This window comes from Flavobacterium sp. 9R (genome assembly GCF_902506345.1).
GTDB lineage: Bacteria > Bacteroidota > Bacteroidia > Flavobacteriales > Flavobacteriaceae > Flavobacterium.
In genome coordinates this window covers 2,155,293-2,173,612 of sequence record NZ_LR733413.1, presented here as the reverse complement: position 1 = coordinate 2,173,612, position 18,320 = coordinate 2,155,293, and the positions used below count along the sequence as shown (strand labels likewise).

Genomic DNA, 18,320 nt, shown 5'->3' with positions numbered 1-18,320 from the left:
ATGATTAATTTTGCATTCAACATATAAAAAAGTAAATAACTTAAAAAATAAGTAAAATGGCACACAACATAAAACCAGGAGTTGCTACTGGAGACCAAGTACAAGAGATATTTAGATATGCAAAAGAGAAAGGCTTCGCGCTTCCAGCAGTAAACGTAACTGGATCAAACACCATCAATGGAGTTTTAGAAACAGCGGCAAAATTAAACGCACCTGTTATCATTCAATTCTCTAATGGTGGAGCACAATTCAACGCAGGAAAAGGACTTTCTAATGCAGGTGAAAAAGCAGCAATCGCTGGTGGAATCGCTGGTGCAAAACATATTCACACTTTAGCAGAAGCATACGGTGCAACTGTAATTTTACATACTGACCACTGTGCAAAAAAATTGTTGCCTTGGATTGATGGTTTGTTAGATGCTTCTGAAGCTCATTTCGCGGCTACAGGAAAACCATTGTTTTCTTCACACATGATTGACTTGTCTGAAGAGCCAATTGAAGAAAACATCGAAATCTGTAAAGGTTATTTAGCTCGTATGAGCAAAATGGGAATGACTTTAGAGATTGAGTTGGGTATTACAGGTGGAGAAGAAGATGGTGTGGATAACTCTGATGTTGATAGCTCAAAATTATACACTCAACCTTCTGAAGTATCTTATGCATACGAAGAATTATCAAAAGTAAGTCCTCGTTTTACAATTGCAGCTTCTTTTGGAAACGTTCACGGTGTTTACAAACCAGGAAACGTAAAATTAACTCCAAAAATCTTGAAAAACTCTCAAGATTATGTTCAAGAAAAATTCAACACAGGACATAATCCAGTTGATTTTGTATTCCACGGAGGTTCTGGGTCTACTTTAGAAGAAATTAGAGAAGCTATCGGATACGGAGTTATTAAAATGAACATCGATACTGATTTGCAATTTGCTTTCACAGAAGGAATCCGTGACTATATGGTTAACAATTTAGAGTATTTGAAAACTCAAATTGGTAACCCAGAAGGTGCTGATGCTCCAAACAAAAAATACTATGACCCAAGAAAATGGTTAAGAGAAAGCGAAGTGACTTTTAATGCTAGATTAGAACAAGCATTTGCTGACTTAAACAATGTTAATACACTTTAAAAAGTGATTCACTTTCAATAGTAAGTGTTCAGTTATCAAAACTGATAATTGAACACTTTATTGATTATTAAACAGAACACTTGATTACAGAACACTGAATACTATATAAATGGCTTGGTTTAAAAGAAAAGAAAAAGGAATTACTACTGCTACCGAAGACAAAATGGATATTCCAAAAGGACTTTGGTACAAATCACCTACAGGAAAAATTATTGATGCCGATGAATTAGCTCGTAACTTATTTGTGAGCCCAGAAGATGATTTTCATGTTCGAATTGGTAGTGCTACCTATTTTGAAATTTTATTTGACAACAACGAATTCGTTGAGTTAGATAAAAACATGACCTCAAAAGATACTTTGCATTTTGTTGACTCCAAAAAATATTCAGATCGTTTAAAAGATGTGATGGATAAAACACAACTCAAAGACGCTGTTAGAACCGGAGTAGGAAAATCTAAAGGCAAAGAATTAGTAATTTGCTGTATGGATTTTGCTTTTATTGGCGGATCTATGGGGGCTGTTGTAGGAGAAAAAATTGCTAGAGGAATTGATCATGCGATTAAAAACAAATTGCCATTCGTAATGATTTCGAAATCAGGAGGAGCTCGTATGATGGAAGCAGCATATTCATTGATGCAATTGGCTAAAACATCCGTAAAATTAGCGCAATTAGCAGAAGCTGGATTGCCTTATATTTCTTTGTGTACAGATCCAACAACTGGAGGAACAACTGCTTCTTATGCTATGTTAGGAGATATTAATATCTCTGAGCCAGGAGCACTAATTGGATTTGCTGGACCGCGTGTGGTTAGAGATACTACTGGGAAAGATTTGCCTGAAGGTTTTCAAACGGCTGAGTTTCTTTTAGAACATGGTTTCTTAGATTTCATTACACCAAGAAAAGAATTAAAAGACAAAATCAATTTGTATATAGATTTAATTCAGAATAACGAAATTCGTTAGGAATTTTTAAACAGACAAAAAGCCGTTTCATTTGGTGAAACGGCTTTTTGTTTTTATAGTAAATTGATCTTACAATCCAAAAGCATTTTTTACTTGGTCTACAGATATTAGCAAAAGTATTAATAAATAAAAACTGATTTATTTTAGTGAAAATTAGTTTGATTCATTTTTTTTTAGCTTTACATTGTAAAATTAATCTGACGGCCGTTTGTAGTTTTATCGTGTAAACCGAAAAACGAAAGAGTAGGTATTAATATTAAAACTTTGAAAATGAATAAATTTAAATTATTAGGTGTAACAGCAGTTTTAGGATTAAGTATGTTGTTTTCAACTCCTGCTAGAGCAGAAAAAATTAGAGAGTGTTATGCTGGAGAATGGATGAAAAAAACAGTTATCTCTATTTTTGGTATTGTTTTATATGAGAGTATAAACCATCTTACTGGAGAGCCTTGTTAATTGACAATGTTTTAAATTCTGGAACCTTGAGATAAGCCTTTTTGGCTTATCTCTTTTAATAATAAAATATGAGACTGACTTTTATAATGATTATTTTTCTTTTATCTAGTAATTGTTTATTAGCACAGAGTTTAGCGGGAGTTGTACTTGATAATAATAGTAATCTACCTATTGAGAAGGTGAACTTTACGATGCTTAGTGGTAAACAATCTTTTTCATCGGATAGTTTAGGTAGATTTTTAATAAGCATTAAAGACACGAATGATAAACTTTTAGTCTCTTGTGTTGGTTATCAAAGTGTTTTAGTTGATTTGAATAATTTTATTGAGGACAAAGTCTATGAGATTAATTTAAGACTAATTCCTCATGTAGAAGAATTAAAGGAAGTTGTTGTTGATGTTAACTCCAAAGGAAATTATACTGTCAAAAAAGTTGGAATAAAAAAGGGAACTTCACTTTTGTATCTTGTGCGTTCAGGTTATGAAGTTTGTACACTTGTAAAAACACCTTTTCACGAAGAACAATATGTTAAAGCCGTAATCTTGAGTATAGGAAAGAGAACTAAAAAGAATGTCTTTATGAATCATTTTAAAATTAACTTTTATGAATATAATTCAGTTCTTAAAAAGCCTGGAACCAAAATTAATACGGATGATATAATTGTTTTTCCTGAAAATAAGAATTATGAGCTCAAGGTGGATGTAAATCATATTGGCATATCTTTTCCTGAAGAAGGATTATGTGTTGGAGTAGAAATAATAAATACATACGGCATTCCTTATGATTTAGGTCCTAAAGATATTAGCTCAAAATTAAAATTAAAAAATTTCAATGATGAGAAAACTATGCCAGCGCCTTATTTGGGATTGGCTAGATCCAAAAATGATTCAGCTATTCAAACTTGGGAACGTTGTATTAGTAAACAAATAGATTGGATGATTTGTCCGGTCAAATATGGTCCAAAAGACTCAGATTTAAATTTAAAAGTAAATGTTGAGGTAAAATTAGATATGAATGAAAAATAAGAAATTATATGTAATAATAGGATTGTCTTTATTTGTTGTTTTTATTCTTTTAAACATAAAAATAGAAACAAAATTCAATAAATACGCAAAAACAACTATTGATAAGAAAATGATTGATTTTGGAACCGCTAAGGTAGGTGATACAATTATGCAGGTTTATCATATTAACAATGTTTCAAAAAATTTGTTTGTGGTTACCGAGGTGGATTCTAATGATGATGTTTCTTTTGAAGGAACCATTCTAAACAAACCCATACTTGGTGGTGAAACAAAATCAATTGTTGTACAGTTTGTGCCTGAGACTAAAGGAAGGGTACTGAGAGTAATCGAAGTAATTAGTAATTCCACCTCTGGAATAATAAAGTTAGAGCTAAAAGGAACCATAAAATGACAAACTAAAAAGCCTTCTTGTTTACTACAACAAGAAGGCTTTTGATTTATGTAAATGCTTTGATCTTATAATCCAAAAGCAGTTTTTACTTGGTCTACAAAATCTAATTTTTCCCAAGTAAATAATTCCACTTCCACAGTTTTAGTTAAACCACCTGGAGCAGAAAAAGTTTTGGTTACGGTTTCAGGAGTACGTCCCATGTGTCCGTAAGCCGCTGTTTCGCTATAAATAGGGTTTCTTAATTTCAATCGTTGTTCGATGAAGTAAGGACGCATATCGAAAATTTCTTCTACTTTTTTAGCGATTTCACCGTTAGTCAAATTCACTTTTGAAGTTCCGTAAGTTTCGATGAAAATACCCATTGGTTTAGCTACACCAATTGCATAAGAAACTTGTACTAAAATTTCGTCAGCTACACCAGCAGCTACTAAGTTTTTAGCAATATGACGAGTAGCATAAGCTGCACTACGGTCTACTTTACTTGGGTCTTTTCCTGAGAATGCACCACCACCGTGAGCGCCTTTTCCACCGTAAGTGTCTACAATGATTTTTCTTCCAGTTAAACCAGTGTCTCCGTGAGGTCCTCCAATAACGAATTTTCCTGTTGGGTTGATGTGGTATTGGATTTTATCATTGAACAAATGAGCGTGCTCTGGGTTTTTAGCGATAATTCTAGGAATCAAAATGTCAACAATATCTTTTTTGATTTTAGCTAACATAGCAGCTTCTTCATCAAAATCGTCATGTTGTGTAGAGATAACAATCGCATCGATACGAGTTGGTTTGTTATCATCGCTGTATTCTAAAGTTACTTGGGATTTAGCATCAGGACGCAAATACGTGATTTCGTTGTTTTCACGTCTCAAAATCGCTAATTCTTGTAACAATTTGTGCGATAAATCAAGCGCCAATGGCATGTAGTTTTCGGTTTCGTTAGTAGCGTAACCAAACATCATTCCTTGGTCACCTGCTCCTTGCTCTTCTTTACTCGCTCTGTCAACCCCTTGATTAATGTCAGCTGATTGTTCGTGAATAGCAGAAAGGATACCACAAGAATTGGCTTCAAACATGTATTCGCTTTTGGTGTACCCAATTTTTTTGATTACATCACGAGCAATTTGTTGTACATCTAAGTACGTATTTGATTTTACTTCACCAGCCAAAATTACTTGGCCAGTAGTTACTAAAGTTTCACATGCTACTTTGGAGTCTGCATCAAAAGCTAAAAAGTTATCAATTAATGCGTCTGAAATTTGATCAGCAACTTTGTCTGGATGTCCTTCACTTACAGACTCTGACGTAAATAAATAAGCCATAATAAAAAATGTATTTTAAAATTAAGCGAGGAAATTGTAATTGCTGTAAAAAACTAAAGGGAAGTGTTCCTGCTTTAGCATTTTTTATATCGAAGTTTGTTTTCGATATTCACAATGAAATATTTCATTATGAAGAGGTTGCAATCAGTTCAAATTTTTCCTCTGTATTCGGGCGCAAAGGTATGAAACCATTTTTAATTTCAAATTAATCTTAACTTTTTTTTGGATTTATGTTAGGTTAACCCTCTTATCTACACGATTTTGTTATTTTCAGCCTAAACATTTCTTAAAACCTTACTAATTGTTTGGTTTTTAGAATTTAAGTTTGCACATTTGTGAAAACAAAACAATAAAAAATGAATTTAGTCTCTTGTAAGATGATGAAAGCCATTCAGGATAATTCCTGCGGGTTGCCTATTGCATGTATTTAAACTCATTCAAAATATAGCAAAAGCCTCCCGCCAAAAACGAGAGGCTTTTTTATTTACAATAAAAGAAAACAATAATTAAAATTTGAATCTTATGAAGCAAATCAATCAACATCAGTCCAAATCTCTAAATGTCAAGTCTATTAAGAATGCCAAGGCAATGGTTATGGGTATGTGTATGATTGAGATGTGCTGATTCTGAAAGTAAGTTTATAAATAACTTTTTTAAACCCTTTTGGAACTATTTCTAAAAGGGTTTTTTGTTACCAAAACGATTAAAAATACAATTAAAAAAAATTAAAAAATGAGTACTACTAAATTCGCCACCAAGGCACTACATACAGGACACGATACTACTAAGACGGCTGGAACACGTGCGGTTCCTATTTTTCAAACCAGTTCTTATGTTTTTAATAATTCTGAACACGCTTCTAATTTATTCAGTTTATCAGAAGCAGGGTTTATTTACACTCGATTGAATAACCCAACAAATGATATTTTAGAGCAACGTTTAGCAGCGCTTGAAGGAGGTATTGGAGCTGTAGTTACCGCATCGGGTACTGCTGCTATTGCGACTACTTTATTGGTGCTATTAAAATCGGGTGATCATATCGTAGCTTCCAACAGTTTGTATGGAGGGACGTATAATCTTTTGAGTGTGACTTTACCAAGACTTGGAATTACTACGACTTTTGTTGACCCATCGGAAGCGGTGAATTTTACTAAAGCCGCTACAGAAAATACGAAAGTCTTTTTTGCCGAGTCGTTAGGGAATCCAAAATTAGATGTTTTGGATCTAAAAGCTATTTCGGCTGAGGCTCAATCGCTTAAAATTCCTTTCATTGTAGATAACACCGTTCCTTCTCCCTATTTGCTCAATCCGATTGAATTTGGCGCGAATATTGTAATTCACTCTTTAACGAAATACATTTCTGGAAATGGAACTTCGTTGGGAGGTGTAATCATTGATGCAGGAACTTTTGATTGGAGCAGCGGAAAATTTCCTGAGTTTACAGAACCTTCTGCTGGGTATCACGGTTTAGTGTATCACGAAGCGTTAGGGAATGCTGCTTTTATCGCCAAAGTTCGTATCGAAGGATTACGAGATTACGGAGCAGCACTGAGTCCGTTCAATGCTTTTCAAATCATTCAAGGCTTAGAAACCTTGCCAATCCGAGTCCAGAAGCACAGCGAAAATGCCTTGGCCTTGGCCCAATGGTTAGAGCAACAAGATGCCGTTGCTTGGGTCAATTATCCTGGGCTATCCTCGAGTAAATATTACGATTTGGTAACGCGCTATTTACCTAAGGGTCAGAGCGGTATCGTAACTTTCGGACTCAAAGGAGGATTCGAAGCAGCGAAAAAAGTAGCCGATGAAACGAAGCTTTTTTCACTCTTGGCCAACATTGGAGATACGAAGTCGTTAATCATTCATCCAGCGAGTACTACACATCAACAATTGTCCGATGAAGACCAAGTAACAACAGGAGTTACCAAAGATTTGATTCGACTCTCGGTCGGATTAGAAGATATAGAAGATTTAAAAGCCGATTTAAAAGCTGTATTTGATAGCTTTTCAGATTAAAATAAGATAAACATATAAAAAACAATCATCATGATAACAAATATAACCTTCCGCACAATAGTTTCTTTCTTTAGTAGAAAAAACATCAAAAACAAAATAGAAAAAGTAGACCAAACCGTACACGAGTTGATTCATCCACGTTTCATTATGGATAAATCTTCTGAAGCTACGAATGAAACTACTAAAAAATCAATGTTGTTTCATATGTATTCTAACGAAAACGATACGCTTTTCATTTAAACCCAGAATCCGCATTAGACTTCGTTGCGAAACTGAATTATTCAATAAAAGCAAGAGCTCACGGACTATTTTTGAAGAAGGAATACTTTTGTATTTTGAATTTAAAAATGGGAGTAAGTTCTTGGTTTTGAAGGAGAATTTAGTTGTAGTAGATTTCTAATGCGGAATCTGGGTTAAAGAATATACCATTCAATAAGCTAACAATAACCAAGTTCACAATTGATTTGTAACTTGGTTGTTGTTTTAAAAATTTGCGTGTTAAAAAAATAAATAGTTACTTTGCAGCTTTAAGTTCACAAACGTATTGAAATGTTATAAAGAAAGGCGGAGGGATTAGACCCAATGAAGCCTTAGCAACCCTTCGGAAATCGAAGAAGGTGCTACATTCTATTCGCCTAGCGAAAAAGATAACGCAACAAAATACCTCTAGTCTCCACTAGTTTTTCTTTCTAATATTCCAAATACAAATCAACAACATCAAAGATTTGAGATTGGAAAATAAACCCAACATACTTACCCTTACTAATTTTGCCACCGAAAGTGGTGCTTTTTATGCTACGCTAAACTTAAGTTATCAAGTTTTTGGACCTGCTTTGCACACGGCTCCTATTGTGGTTGTAAATCACGCCTTGACAGGAAACTCACAAGTGATTGGCGCAACAGGCTGGTGGAACGATTTAATTGGTTCTGCAAAAACTATCGACACTCAAAAATATACCGTTCTCGCCTTTAATGTGCCAGGCAATGGTTTTGATGGAAGTGTAATTGAATCCTATTTGGATTTTACTGCTCGTGATGTGGCGCAGCTTTTTAATTTAGGTTTGGAACAACTCGAGATTAATAGTGTTTATGCCATTATTGGAGGCTCTGTTGGTGGAGGAATTGCTTGGGAAATGGCCGCTTTGTCGCCACAACTCGCTCAGCATTTAATTCCGATTGCGACGGATTGGAAATCGACCGATTGGTTGATGGCCAATTGCTATTTGCAAGAGCAAATTCTGAATCATTCCTCTCGCCCGATTGAAGATGCCCGAATACACGCTATGTTGTGTTACCGTACTCCAGCATCGTTTGAAGCTAAATTCAACCGAACGATTAATAGCGAATTGGGTGTTTTTAATATCGAAAGTTGGTTGGCGCATCACGGAGAGAAATTGCAACAACGGTTTCAATTGGCTTCTTATAAATTGATGAATCAGTTGTTGAAAACCATTGATGTCACTCGTGGAAGAGGTTCTTTTGAAAGTGTGGTAGCGCCCATAACGGCAAACATTCACATCATTGGAATCAATACCGATTTGTTTTTTACCCCAACGGAAAACCGAAAAACAAATCTAGAATTACAACAATTACAGCTTCAAACATCGTATCAAGAAATTGAATCGATTCACGGACACGATGCTTTTTTAATAGAATTTCAACAGTTGAATCGTTTGCTTGCAACGGTTTTTGATTAGTTGAAAAAATGAGATTCCACTAAAAGTTCTTGTGGAATTTTGCGTGAGGGATAGCAGCTGGCTACCAAAGTAGCGCGTATAGCCCGACCCTGTTAAAGAAAGGGGCTTTGTAAACGGTGCTATAAATAAGCCCCTTTTTTTAACAGGGTCACGCCCAAATTAAAATGAGGGGAAATATAAAAATGAAGTAAATAAAAGGAGTTGAATGACTCGTAAAATAGAATAAAATGAAGATATTAAAATTCGGTGGAAAATCATTAGCGAATGGCGATGGATTGAATAAAGTTTTGGCGATACTTTCAGACAAAGTGTTGAAGGGAGAAGAATTTGCTGTGGTTGTTTCGGCAAGAGGGAATGCAACGGATGAGTTGGAAGATTTGTTAGCGATTGCGTCTAAGAATGAAAACTACAAACCTTTGTTCGAGAAATTTAAAGCCTACCAACAAGCGGATTTCCAAACGGTAGATTTGTCGGAGGAATTTACTGTCCTCGAAAAATTGTTCGAAGGAGTAAGTTTGATTGGCGATTATAGCGAAAAAATAAAAGACCAAGTCTTGTCGCAAGGCGAATTGTTATCGGCTAAATTGATTACGGCTATTTTGAAGCAAAAAGGAGTCAATGCCAATTTTGCTGACGCTAGAGAATTGATAAAAACCGATGGAAAATTTGGTGATGCCCAACCTATTGAGCAAGTTTCTAAGAAAAATGTGGTTCAGTTTTTTAAACAACACAGCGATAAAGTCAATATAATCACAGGTTTTATTGGTTCAAATAACAAAAATGAGGCAACGACTTTGGGTAGAAACGGAAGTAACTACACGGCATCGCTTTTTGCTAATTATTTGAACGCATCCGAATTGCAGAATTTTACGCACGTGGATGGAATTTATACCGCCAATCCAGAATTAGTAGAAGATGCTAAAAAAATTGACTTTTTATCGTTTAACGAAGCCAATGAGCTAGCCAATTTTGGCGCTACTATTTTGCACGCTAAAACTATTATTCCACTTTTGGAAAAAAATATTCCGCTACGGATTTTAAATACGTTCAATCACGAAAACAAAGGGACTTTGATTACTTCGAATGCTGGTAAAGAAGGTATTAAAACCCTTTCGGTATTGGAGAATGTGGCATTGGTGAATTTAGAAGGCCGTGGTTTGCTTGGGAAAACGGGTGTTGATGCGCGTATTTTTAGAGTGATGGGCGATAATGATATTAGTGTAAGTATTATTTCGCAAGGGTCTTCTGAAAGAGGTATTGGTTTGGTAGTTGCCGCAGACAAAGCGAGTAAAGCGATGATAGAATTGGAAAAAGAATTCGAAAATGACTTTTATTCCAAAGACGTAAATAAAATCTCGGTTACTGATGAAGTTTCTGTAATCTCAATTATCGGGCAGGATTTGAGTACGTTTCACAAACCCTACACGGCTTTAATCAAAAACAAGATTGTTCCGATTTTGTTCAACAACACCGTGACAGGGAAAAACGTGAGTTTGGTGGTGCATAAATCTGAATTGAACCGTGCGTTGAACGTAATCCACGGAGAAATTTTTGGCGTTTCGAAGAAAATTAATATCGCGATTTTCGGTCACGGATTAGTAGGTGGAACCTTGATTAACCAAATTTTGGAATCTGCAGATGCCATTGAAAAACGCAAGGACATCCGATTGAATGTTTTTGCGATTGCCAATTCTAAAAATGTGTTGTTGAACAAAAATGGAGTATCGCCGAATTGGAGAAATGAAATTCAAACTAACGGGCATTCTTATTCTATAGATGAGATTATCGCCTACGCGAAGGAGCATCATTTAGAAAACTTAATTGCTATCGATAATACCGCTAGTGCAACTTTTGTTGAAAATTATATTCCATTAATTGAAAGCAGTTTCGACTTGATTTCTTCTAATAAAGTGGCCAATACGTTGAGCTATAGTTTTTATAAAAAATTGAGAAAGGTTTTGGATGAGAATCAAAAAAGTTATTTGTACGAAACCAATGTGGGTGCAGGTTTGCCTTTGATTGATACCATCAAATTATTGCATTTGTCGGGCGAAAACATCACTAAAATCAAAGGAGTATTTTCAGGTACATTAAGTTATTTGTTCAATAATTTCTCGGCCAAAGATGTTCCGTTTAGCGAAATTTTGAAAGAAGCCATCGATAACGGTTACACCGAACCAGATCCAAGAGAAGATTTATGTGGTAACGACGTAGGTAGAAAATTGTTGATTTTGGCGAGAGAATTGGATTTGCAAAACGAATTTGATGAGATTGCCATTCAAAATTTAATTCCAGAGCATTTGCGTGAAGGCGATGTATCGACCTTCTTGAATAAACTAAAAGAGTTCGACCCTATTTATGCCAAAATAAAAGTGGAACAGCAACCCAACCACGTGTTGCGCTATATTGGAGAATTGTCTGGCGATTTGCAAAACGACAAAGGTAATCTAGAAGTAAAATTAGTTTCCGTACCTTCGGATACCGCTTTGGGAGGTTTGAAAGGCTCGGATTCTTTCTTCGAAATTTACACCGAATCGTATGGTGATAGACCTATTGTAATTCAAGGAGCAGGAGCAGGTTCAGCAGTAACGGCGAGAGGTGTTTTTGGAGATGTTTTGAGGTTGTCGGATAAAGGGTAAAATCAGTCATCAGTAGTCAGTTTTTAGTAATCAGTTTTTTTAAATAAATCCGCGTCATCAGCGTTAAAAAAAAAGCAGTAATGAAAGTAACATTAAACAGAGTAAACGAAAATTTCCATTTCGAGTTAAAAAATGACAGAGGTCATCTAGTAAATGTAGATGCGCGTCCTGAATTTGGTGGAAACGATATGGGACCAAGCCCAATGGAATTAGTATTGATGGGTGTGGCAGGTTGTAGCGGCATTGATATGATTTCGATTTTGAAAAAACAACGTCAAGAAATCACCTCTTTCAAAGCTGAGGTAGAAGGAGAACGCGTACAAGTGGGCGAAGCCAAACCCTTCAAAGACATTCACGTAGTGTTTTATTTGGAAGGTGATATTATCCCCGAAAAAGCGGCTCGTGCAGCACAACTTTCTTTTGAGAAATATTGTTCTGTTTCCAAAACCTTAGAACCAACCGCAACCATTCACTACAAAGTGGTATTGAATGGAGAGGAATTATAAATTATTCAAGCAAAAAAAACACAGATTGCACAGATTTACACAGATTTGTCAGTTTGTTTTTAAAATTTAAAACAATAAGAATTTGTGCAAATTCGTGCAATTCGTGTTAAAAACAAAAAAATAAATGAACGAACAAGATTTTGGTTTTGAAACCCAAGCCATTCGCGGTCAGATAGAACGAACACAATATTTAGAACATTCGGTGCCTTTATACTTAACGTCAAGTTTTGTGTTTGAGGATGCCGAAGATATGAGAGCTTCATTCGCAGAAGAAAAAGAACGCAATGTTTACAGTCGCTACAGCAACCCAAACACCATTGAGTTTATTGATAAAATTTGCAAAATGGAAGGCGCTGAGGCTGGATTTGCTTTTGCATCAGGAATGGCTGCCATCTATTCTACGTTTGCAGCTTTACTGAAGTCGGGCGACCATATTGTTTCGTCGAGTAGTGTTTTTGGTGCTTCGCATTCTTTGTTTATGAATTATTTTCCAAAGTGGAATATTCAAACGACCTATTTTGATATCAATCAACCGGAAACTATAGAAAGCTTTATTCAGCCCAACACTAAGATTCTTTATGCGGAATCTCCAACGAATCCAGCCATTGATATCATTGATTTGGAAGTATTGGGTGCCATTGCCAAAAAACACAATTTGATTTTGATTATCGATAACTGTTTTGCTACGCCTTATATCCAACAACCTATCAAATGGGGAGCGGATTTGGTGATTCATTCGGCTACCAAATTAATCGATGGACAAGGAAGAGTGTTAGGAGGGATTACCGTTGGAAGTTCGGATTTGATTAAAGATATTTATCTTTTTTCTCGTTTGACGGGACCTTCTTTGTCGCCATTTAATGCTTGGGTATTGTCTAAAAGTTTAGAAACTTTGGCGGTTCGTGTAGACAGACATTGTGAAAACGCATTGAAAGTAGCCGAGTTTTTAGAAAATCATCCGCAAGTCAATAAAGTGAAATATCCTTTCTTGAAATCGCATCCACAATACGAAATTGCCAAAAAGCAAATGAAATTAGGAGGAAACATCGTGGCCTTCGAAATCAAAGGCGGACTAGAAGCAGGAAGAGCGTTTTTGGATAAAATAAAATTGTGTTCGTTATCGCCTAATTTGGGAGATACTAGAACTATTGTAACCCATCCAGCCTCAACCACGCATAGTAAATTATCAGTAGAAGAGCGTTTGGCGGTCAGCATCACTGATGGTTTGGTACGTGTTTCTGTAGGATTAGAAACCGTAGAAGATGTGATTGCCGATTTAAATCAGGCGTTGTCATAAAAAGTTTTAATTATTGATTCATATACAATGACCCACGGTTTCAGCCGTGGGTTTTGTGTTTATATTGTTAAAAAGTATATTTTTGTTACCATAATAAGGTAAAGATTGTTGTAGGTAAAAGATACAATCGTTATACGTCAACCCAAAATCATTATGCTTTCAAAAAAAACGAAATACGGAATTAAAGCTCTTACTTTTTTGGCACGTCAAAAGGACAATACACCTGTGCAAATTGCCGAAATTGCCAAAGCAGAACATATTTCTTTAAAGTTTTTGGAAAGCATTTTATTGCTTTTGCGTCATTCTGGTTTTCTGGGTGCCAAAAAAGGAAAAGGTGGCGGATACTATTTAATCAAAGAACCCAAAGACATCAATATGGCCAAGGTCTATCGCATACTCGAAGGACCAATTGCCTTATTGCCTTGTGCTAGTCATAATTTTTATGAACCTTGTGATGATTGCAACGACGAGGCCACTTGCGCCGTTCGTAAACTGATGATGGAAGTGCGTGACAATACCTTAATGATTCTGGAGAACAATACCTTGGCAGACATTGCTTTTTAAAAAATTAAACACAAATTCACAAATTTTAACTAGGTTTTAAAATTTGCGAATTTGCGGTTCTTTCGTATGCTTTCAGTTACCGTTTCGGTTCTAGAAATTTATTTAGTGGTATGAGAGAATTAAAAAATTAATTTATATCCCACAAAAAACAACATTACAGCAATGGAGTTTCTAAGTAACAAGTCAGGAACTTTTCCACTGAGCATACTCCCGATGTAGATACCAGGAAGTGAGCCCATAAGTAATTGACCTAGTAATGGCCAATCCATATTACCCATCGATGCGTGCCCAAAGCCAGCCACAAGTGTTAATGGCACGGCGTGCGCAATTTCCGTTCCAACTAATTTGGGTGTAGGTAAAAGAGGGTACAAGAAAAATAAAGTAACAGTACCTAAAGCTCCAGCTCCGATAGAAGTCAATGTTACTGTTGCGCCTAGCATCACTCCAATAGCAACCGTCAGTAAATTTTGAGTTTTGCTTTCACTGTGAAATTTATCTCCCGCGTGCTTTTGTGAAAACACTAATAATTTTTGTTTGAAAACAATTGCAATTGAGGTAAACAATAAAGCCCAGCCTAAACTGTATTTAATTATAGTATTCAATCCCGTAATATCTGCCTTAAAGCTTTCCAAAATCCACAAGGTTACAGCAGCGGCAGGTACACTTCCTAGCGAAAGCCAACCCACAATGGTCCAGTTGATGTTTTTCTTTTTGTTATGGACAAAAATCCCGCCCATTTTGGTAAAAGCAGCATACAGTAAATCGGTACCAACCGCTGTAGTAGGAGGAATACCAAACCATAACAAAATAGGAGTCATCAATGACCCACCGCCAACACCGGTCATTCCCACCACAAAACCTACGACTAAACCTGCAATTACAAATCCTATATGAAAATCCATTGAAACTTTTTTTTTGCAAATGTAAAACAATTTTATAATAATCCTATGGATTAAGTAGAATTAAATTTTTTAGGAGCACGAATTGTTCTTTTTCATCACGTCTCCTCCCGTGATTCGCTATATCTTTGTTGCCGAACCCCGGCAACAAAGGATGCCGCTACTCCCGGGGCTATAACAGAAGTATATTTTTTCAATTCACTTTTTTATTCTTTTTATTACTCTTAAATCTTTTAATTGCTTAATTGACTGGGTTTTTTGATAAAAAACTCAGCCTTATTTTTTTTAAAATAAATTTTGTGTTTTAGAAAATAATAGTACTTTTGCAAAGTAATCTACAAAGCCGATAGGGTAATAGATTTTTAAATTAAAAAATATGAGTGCTTTACTAGTAGAAGAGTTAATACAAAAAACCGAAAAGCTTTCCATAGAGGAAACTTTGGCTTTTTTGGCTAATGAATTTCCAGAAAAAGTAGTTTTCTCAACTTCTTTTGGGCAAGAAGACCAGGTAATAACAGCTTTAATCGCAACCAATGAATTGCCGATAAAAATATTTACCCTTGATACTGGAAGATTGTTTCAAGAAACTTATGATGTTTTTCATAAGACCCTAAAGAAATACAAAGTGACTATTCAGACTTTCTATCCAGAAACGAGTCAAGTAGAAAACTTGTTGAATACCAAAGGACCTAACAGTTTTTATGAATCGGTAGAAAATAGAAAAGAATGCTGTTTTATCCGAAAAGTGGTGCCGTTGAAAAAGGCATTATCAGGGAATCAAATTTGGATTACAGGTTTGAGAGCAGAGCAGTCAGAGAATAGAAGTGACTTAGCCTTTTTTGAATACGATGCCCATTTTGACATCATCAAATTCAATCCTTTGTTGAAGTGGAGTCTAAAAGAAGTTCAAGAATATATTGATACCAACAATGTGCCACAAAACGCATTGCACAAAAAAGGCTTCGTGAGCATCGGTTGTGCACCTTGTACACGAGCCATAGTCGAAGGAGAAGACATCAGAGCCGGAAGATGGTCTTGGGAATCTAGTCACAAAGAATGTGGGTTGCACCAAAAATAAAAAGTTTAATCGTTTAACTGTTTAATCGATTAAACAGTTAAACAAATTACCAAATAAACAAAAAATGAGTTCAGTATTAAAAACAAATGCTTTAGAAAGCGAAGCTATTTACATATTCAGAGAAGTAATTGCTCAATTTGACCGACCTGTTTTGCTTTTTTCAGGAGGAAAAGATTCGATTACACTAGTGCGTTTGGCACAAAAAGCCTTTTTTCCAGCAAAAATTCCTTTTCCGTTGTTGCACGTAGATACGGGACATAATTTCCCAGAAACTATCGAGTTTAGAGATAAATTGGTGGCAGAATTAGGATTAGAATTAATCGTTCGCAATGTACAAGATGCTATTGATGAAGGTAAAGTAGTGGAAGAAACAGGAAAGTATTCTAGTAGAAATACGTTGCAAACCACCACACTTTTGGATGCAATCGAAGAATTTAAATTCGATGCTTGTATCGGTGGGGCTCGTAGAGACGAGGAAAAAGCCAGAGCCAAAGAGCGTATTTTCTCGGTTCGTGATGATTTTGGTCAATGGGATGAAAAAAACCAACGTCCTGAATTGTTTGATTTGTTGAATGGTAAAATTGAAAATGGTCAAAACGTACGTGTTTTTCCAATTTCAAACTGGACCGAATTGGATGTTTGGAGTTATATCGAACAAGAACAAATCGAGATTCCGTCGATTTATTTTTCACACAAAAGAAAAGTTTTTTTGAGAGACGGTTTAATTTGGTCACACTCTCCTTATGTGTACCAAGAAGAAGACGAACAAATCGAAGAACGAATTGTTCGCTTCAGAACCGTTGGTGATATGAGTTGTACTGCTGCAGTAGAGTCGTATGCCGCCACTATTGCTGAAGTAGTTGGAGAAATTCGTTCTTCCACCATTTCTGAAAGAGGTGCCAGAATCGATGACAAACGTTCAGAAGCTGCAATGGAAAAAAGAAAACAACAAGGGTACTTTTAATCCCCCTAACCCCCGAAGGGGGAATATGAATGGGGATAAAATATAAAATAAATTATTAATTAAAAACAAAACCAGGCTCCCTCCCCTTCGGGGAGGGCTGGGGTGGGGATTATGGAAGTTTTAAAAATAGCAACAGCAGGAAGTGTAGACGACGGAAAAAGTACGTTAATCGGAAGATTATTATACGATACGCAATCCTTGACTACCGATAAAATTGAAGCAATAGAAAAAAGCAGCAAGCAAAAAGGATACGATTACCTAGATTTTTCCTTAGCGACAGATGGTTTGGTGGCCGAGAGAGAGCAAGGAATTACAATAGATGTAGCACATATTTATTTTTCTACTGCGAAAAAAAGTTACATCATTGCCGATACACCCGGTCACGTAGAATATACTCGTAATATGGTAACTGGTGCTTCGACTTCGCAAGTATCGATTATTTTGATTGATGCTCGAAAAGGAGTAATTGAGCAAACGTACCGTCACTTTTTTATCAATAATTTGTTGAGAGTAAAAGACGTGATTGTAGCCATTAACAAAATGGATTTGGTGGATTATTCGGAAGAAGTTTTCAATAAAATCAAAGCTGATTTCCAAGCCTTAAATGCAAAAAGTGCCTATAAAGAACAAAACGTAAGTTACATTCCATTGAGTGCTTTGACAGGAGATAATGTAGTAGAAACTTTGGGAAAAATGCCTTGGTATACAGGACAGACTATTTTGCAACATTTGGAAAATTTAGAGCCCAAAGACATTTACGATAATGGACAAGCGCGTTTCCCAGTACAAACCGTAATTCGTCCAAAAACGGAAGAGTACCACGATTTTAGAGGATACGCTGGAAAATTATACGGAAACAATATTAAGGTTGGCGATGCGGTAACGGTACTGCCTTCTTTGACAGAATCTACAATTACGAATATTCACTTTTTCGACAAACAATTTGATGAGGCGAGCGTTGGTTCTTCCATCACAATCGAATTGGAAAATGACATCAACGTAACAAGAGGCGATATGATTGTAAAATCAAGCGAGCTTCCTAGAATTGAAAAAGACATCACAACAACCGTTTGTTGGATGGATAGTAAAAAATTAGTGGCAGGAGCAAAGTATTTTGTACAACACAACACGAACAGAGTCCTGGCCAAAATTGACAGTGTGAAAAACGTAATCGCAACCGATTATTCTGGAGTGACACCAGCTAATCAATTAGCTATAAACGAAATTGGTGAAGTAACTATAAAATTGAGCAAAGCCATTTATTTTGATGCTTACAACGATAACAAATCAAATGGAGCTTTTATCTTAATAGATGCTGCAACCAACACCACTGCAGGCGTTGGATTTATAAAATAGTTGTTAGCTATTGGCTTATAGCCTTTGGCAA

General features: G+C 35.9%; 17 protein-coding genes and 1 riboswitch. Of the genes, 15 read left to right on the top strand and 2 right to left on the bottom strand.

Going from position 1 to position 18,320, the window contains the following annotated elements; all coding sequences use genetic code 11:
* Positions 1-56 precede the first annotated feature (56 nt).
* The 5 genes from fbaA to FLAVO9AF_RS09785 all read left to right on the top strand — a co-directional run bounded on the left by fbaA (position 57) and on the right by FLAVO9AF_RS09785 (position 3,960).
* Positions 57-1,124, top strand: coding sequence for a class II fructose-bisphosphate aldolase (gene fbaA, locus FLAVO9AF_RS09805; RefSeq protein WP_159687768.1), 1,068 nt, complete (start codon positions 57-59; stop codon positions 1,122-1,124).
* A 109-nt stretch (positions 1,125-1,233) separates the two neighbouring features.
* Complete coding sequence (gene accD / locus FLAVO9AF_RS09800; RefSeq protein ID WP_159687765.1) at positions 1,234-2,088, top strand: acetyl-CoA carboxylase, carboxyltransferase subunit beta; 855 nt, start codon at positions 1,234-1,236, stop codon at positions 2,086-2,088.
* A 270-nt stretch (positions 2,089-2,358) separates the two neighbouring features.
* Positions 2,359-2,544 carry a hypothetical protein gene (locus tag FLAVO9AF_RS09795; RefSeq protein ID WP_159687763.1) on the top strand — a complete coding sequence of 62 codons (186 nt, stop codon included), beginning with the start codon at positions 2,359-2,361 and terminating at the stop codon, positions 2,542-2,544.
* A gap of 68 nt (positions 2,545-2,612) precedes the next feature.
* Positions 2,613-3,569 (top strand): carboxypeptidase-like regulatory domain-containing protein, encoded by a 957-nt coding sequence (locus FLAVO9AF_RS09790; RefSeq protein WP_159687760.1) that lies wholly within the window; start codon positions 2,613-2,615, stop codon positions 3,567-3,569.
* On the top strand, positions 3,559-3,960 hold the full coding sequence (locus FLAVO9AF_RS09785) for a DUF1573 domain-containing protein (RefSeq protein ID WP_159687742.1): 402 nt from the start codon (positions 3,559-3,561) through the stop codon (positions 3,958-3,960). The genes FLAVO9AF_RS09790 and FLAVO9AF_RS09785 overlap by 11 nt, the downstream gene beginning before the upstream one ends.
* Before the next feature lie 65 nt (positions 3,961-4,025).
* Here the strand turns inward: FLAVO9AF_RS09785 and metK are convergent, their stop codons facing one another.
* Complete coding sequence (metK, locus tag FLAVO9AF_RS09780) at positions 4,026-5,276, bottom strand: methionine adenosyltransferase (protein WP_159687709.1); 1,251 nt, start codon at positions 5,274-5,276, stop codon at positions 4,026-4,028.
* Between the two features lie 732 nt (positions 5,277-6,008).
* On the opposite strand from metK, the gene FLAVO9AF_RS09775 reads away from it, so the two are divergent.
* The 7 genes from FLAVO9AF_RS09775 to FLAVO9AF_RS09745 all read left to right on the top strand — a co-directional run bounded on the left by FLAVO9AF_RS09775 (position 6,009) and on the right by FLAVO9AF_RS09745 (position 13,992).
* Complete coding sequence (locus FLAVO9AF_RS09775; protein WP_159687706.1) at positions 6,009-7,289, top strand: O-acetylhomoserine aminocarboxypropyltransferase/cysteine synthase family protein; 1,281 nt, start codon at positions 6,009-6,011, stop codon at positions 7,287-7,289.
* Positions 7,290-7,319: 30 nt separating this feature from the next.
* Positions 7,320-7,529: a hypothetical protein gene (locus tag FLAVO9AF_RS09770; RefSeq protein ID WP_159687703.1), complete on the top strand. Its 210-nt coding sequence runs from the start codon at positions 7,320-7,322 to the stop codon at positions 7,527-7,529.
* Positions 7,530-7,838: 309 nt separating this feature from the next.
* A riboswitch (SAM riboswitch) is annotated at positions 7,839-7,943 on the top strand.
* Between the two features lie 77 nt (positions 7,944-8,020).
* Positions 8,021-8,986: an alpha/beta fold hydrolase gene (locus FLAVO9AF_RS09765; protein ID WP_159687700.1), complete on the top strand. Its 966-nt coding sequence runs from the start codon at positions 8,021-8,023 to the stop codon at positions 8,984-8,986.
* A 227-nt stretch (positions 8,987-9,213) separates the two neighbouring features.
* Positions 9,214-11,625 (top strand): bifunctional aspartate kinase/homoserine dehydrogenase I, encoded by a 2,412-nt coding sequence (gene thrA / locus FLAVO9AF_RS09760; RefSeq protein WP_159687697.1) that lies wholly within the window; start codon positions 9,214-9,216, stop codon positions 11,623-11,625.
* Between the two features lie 80 nt (positions 11,626-11,705).
* Positions 11,706-12,131, top strand: coding sequence for an OsmC family protein (locus FLAVO9AF_RS09755; protein ID WP_159687694.1), 426 nt, complete (start codon positions 11,706-11,708; stop codon positions 12,129-12,131).
* 124 nt (positions 12,132-12,255) lie between these two features.
* Complete coding sequence (locus tag FLAVO9AF_RS09750) at positions 12,256-13,428, top strand: PLP-dependent aspartate aminotransferase family protein (RefSeq protein ID WP_159687691.1); 1,173 nt, start codon at positions 12,256-12,258, stop codon at positions 13,426-13,428.
* A 153-nt stretch (positions 13,429-13,581) separates the two neighbouring features.
* Positions 13,582-13,992: an Rrf2 family transcriptional regulator gene (locus FLAVO9AF_RS09745; RefSeq protein WP_159687688.1), complete on the top strand. Its 411-nt coding sequence runs from the start codon at positions 13,582-13,584 to the stop codon at positions 13,990-13,992.
* Between the two features lie 119 nt (positions 13,993-14,111).
* On the opposite strand, the gene FLAVO9AF_RS09740 is transcribed toward FLAVO9AF_RS09745, so the two are convergent.
* Entirely contained in the window at positions 14,112-14,894 is a 783-nt protein-coding gene (locus FLAVO9AF_RS09740; protein ID WP_159687685.1) for a sulfite exporter TauE/SafE family protein, read from the bottom strand.
* A gap of 373 nt (positions 14,895-15,267) precedes the next feature.
* Between FLAVO9AF_RS09740 and FLAVO9AF_RS09735 the strand changes: the two genes are divergently transcribed.
* The 3 genes from FLAVO9AF_RS09735 to FLAVO9AF_RS09725 all read left to right on the top strand — a co-directional run bounded on the left by FLAVO9AF_RS09735 (position 15,268) and on the right by FLAVO9AF_RS09725 (position 18,289).
* The gene (locus FLAVO9AF_RS09735; RefSeq protein ID WP_159687680.1) at positions 15,268-15,969 is read left to right on the top strand and encodes a phosphoadenylyl-sulfate reductase; all 702 of its coding nucleotides are present in this window, start codon (positions 15,268-15,270) and stop codon (positions 15,967-15,969) included.
* 64 nt (positions 15,970-16,033) lie between these two features.
* A complete protein-coding gene (cysD, locus tag FLAVO9AF_RS09730; RefSeq protein WP_159687674.1) occupies positions 16,034-16,933 on the top strand; it encodes a sulfate adenylyltransferase subunit CysD in 900 nt (299 codons plus the stop codon).
* Between the two features lie 111 nt (positions 16,934-17,044).
* Positions 17,045-18,289 (top strand): sulfate adenylyltransferase subunit 1, encoded by a 1,245-nt coding sequence (locus tag FLAVO9AF_RS09725; RefSeq protein WP_159687671.1) that lies wholly within the window; start codon positions 17,045-17,047, stop codon positions 18,287-18,289.
* The last annotated feature ends 31 nt before the right edge of the window (positions 18,290-18,320 follow it).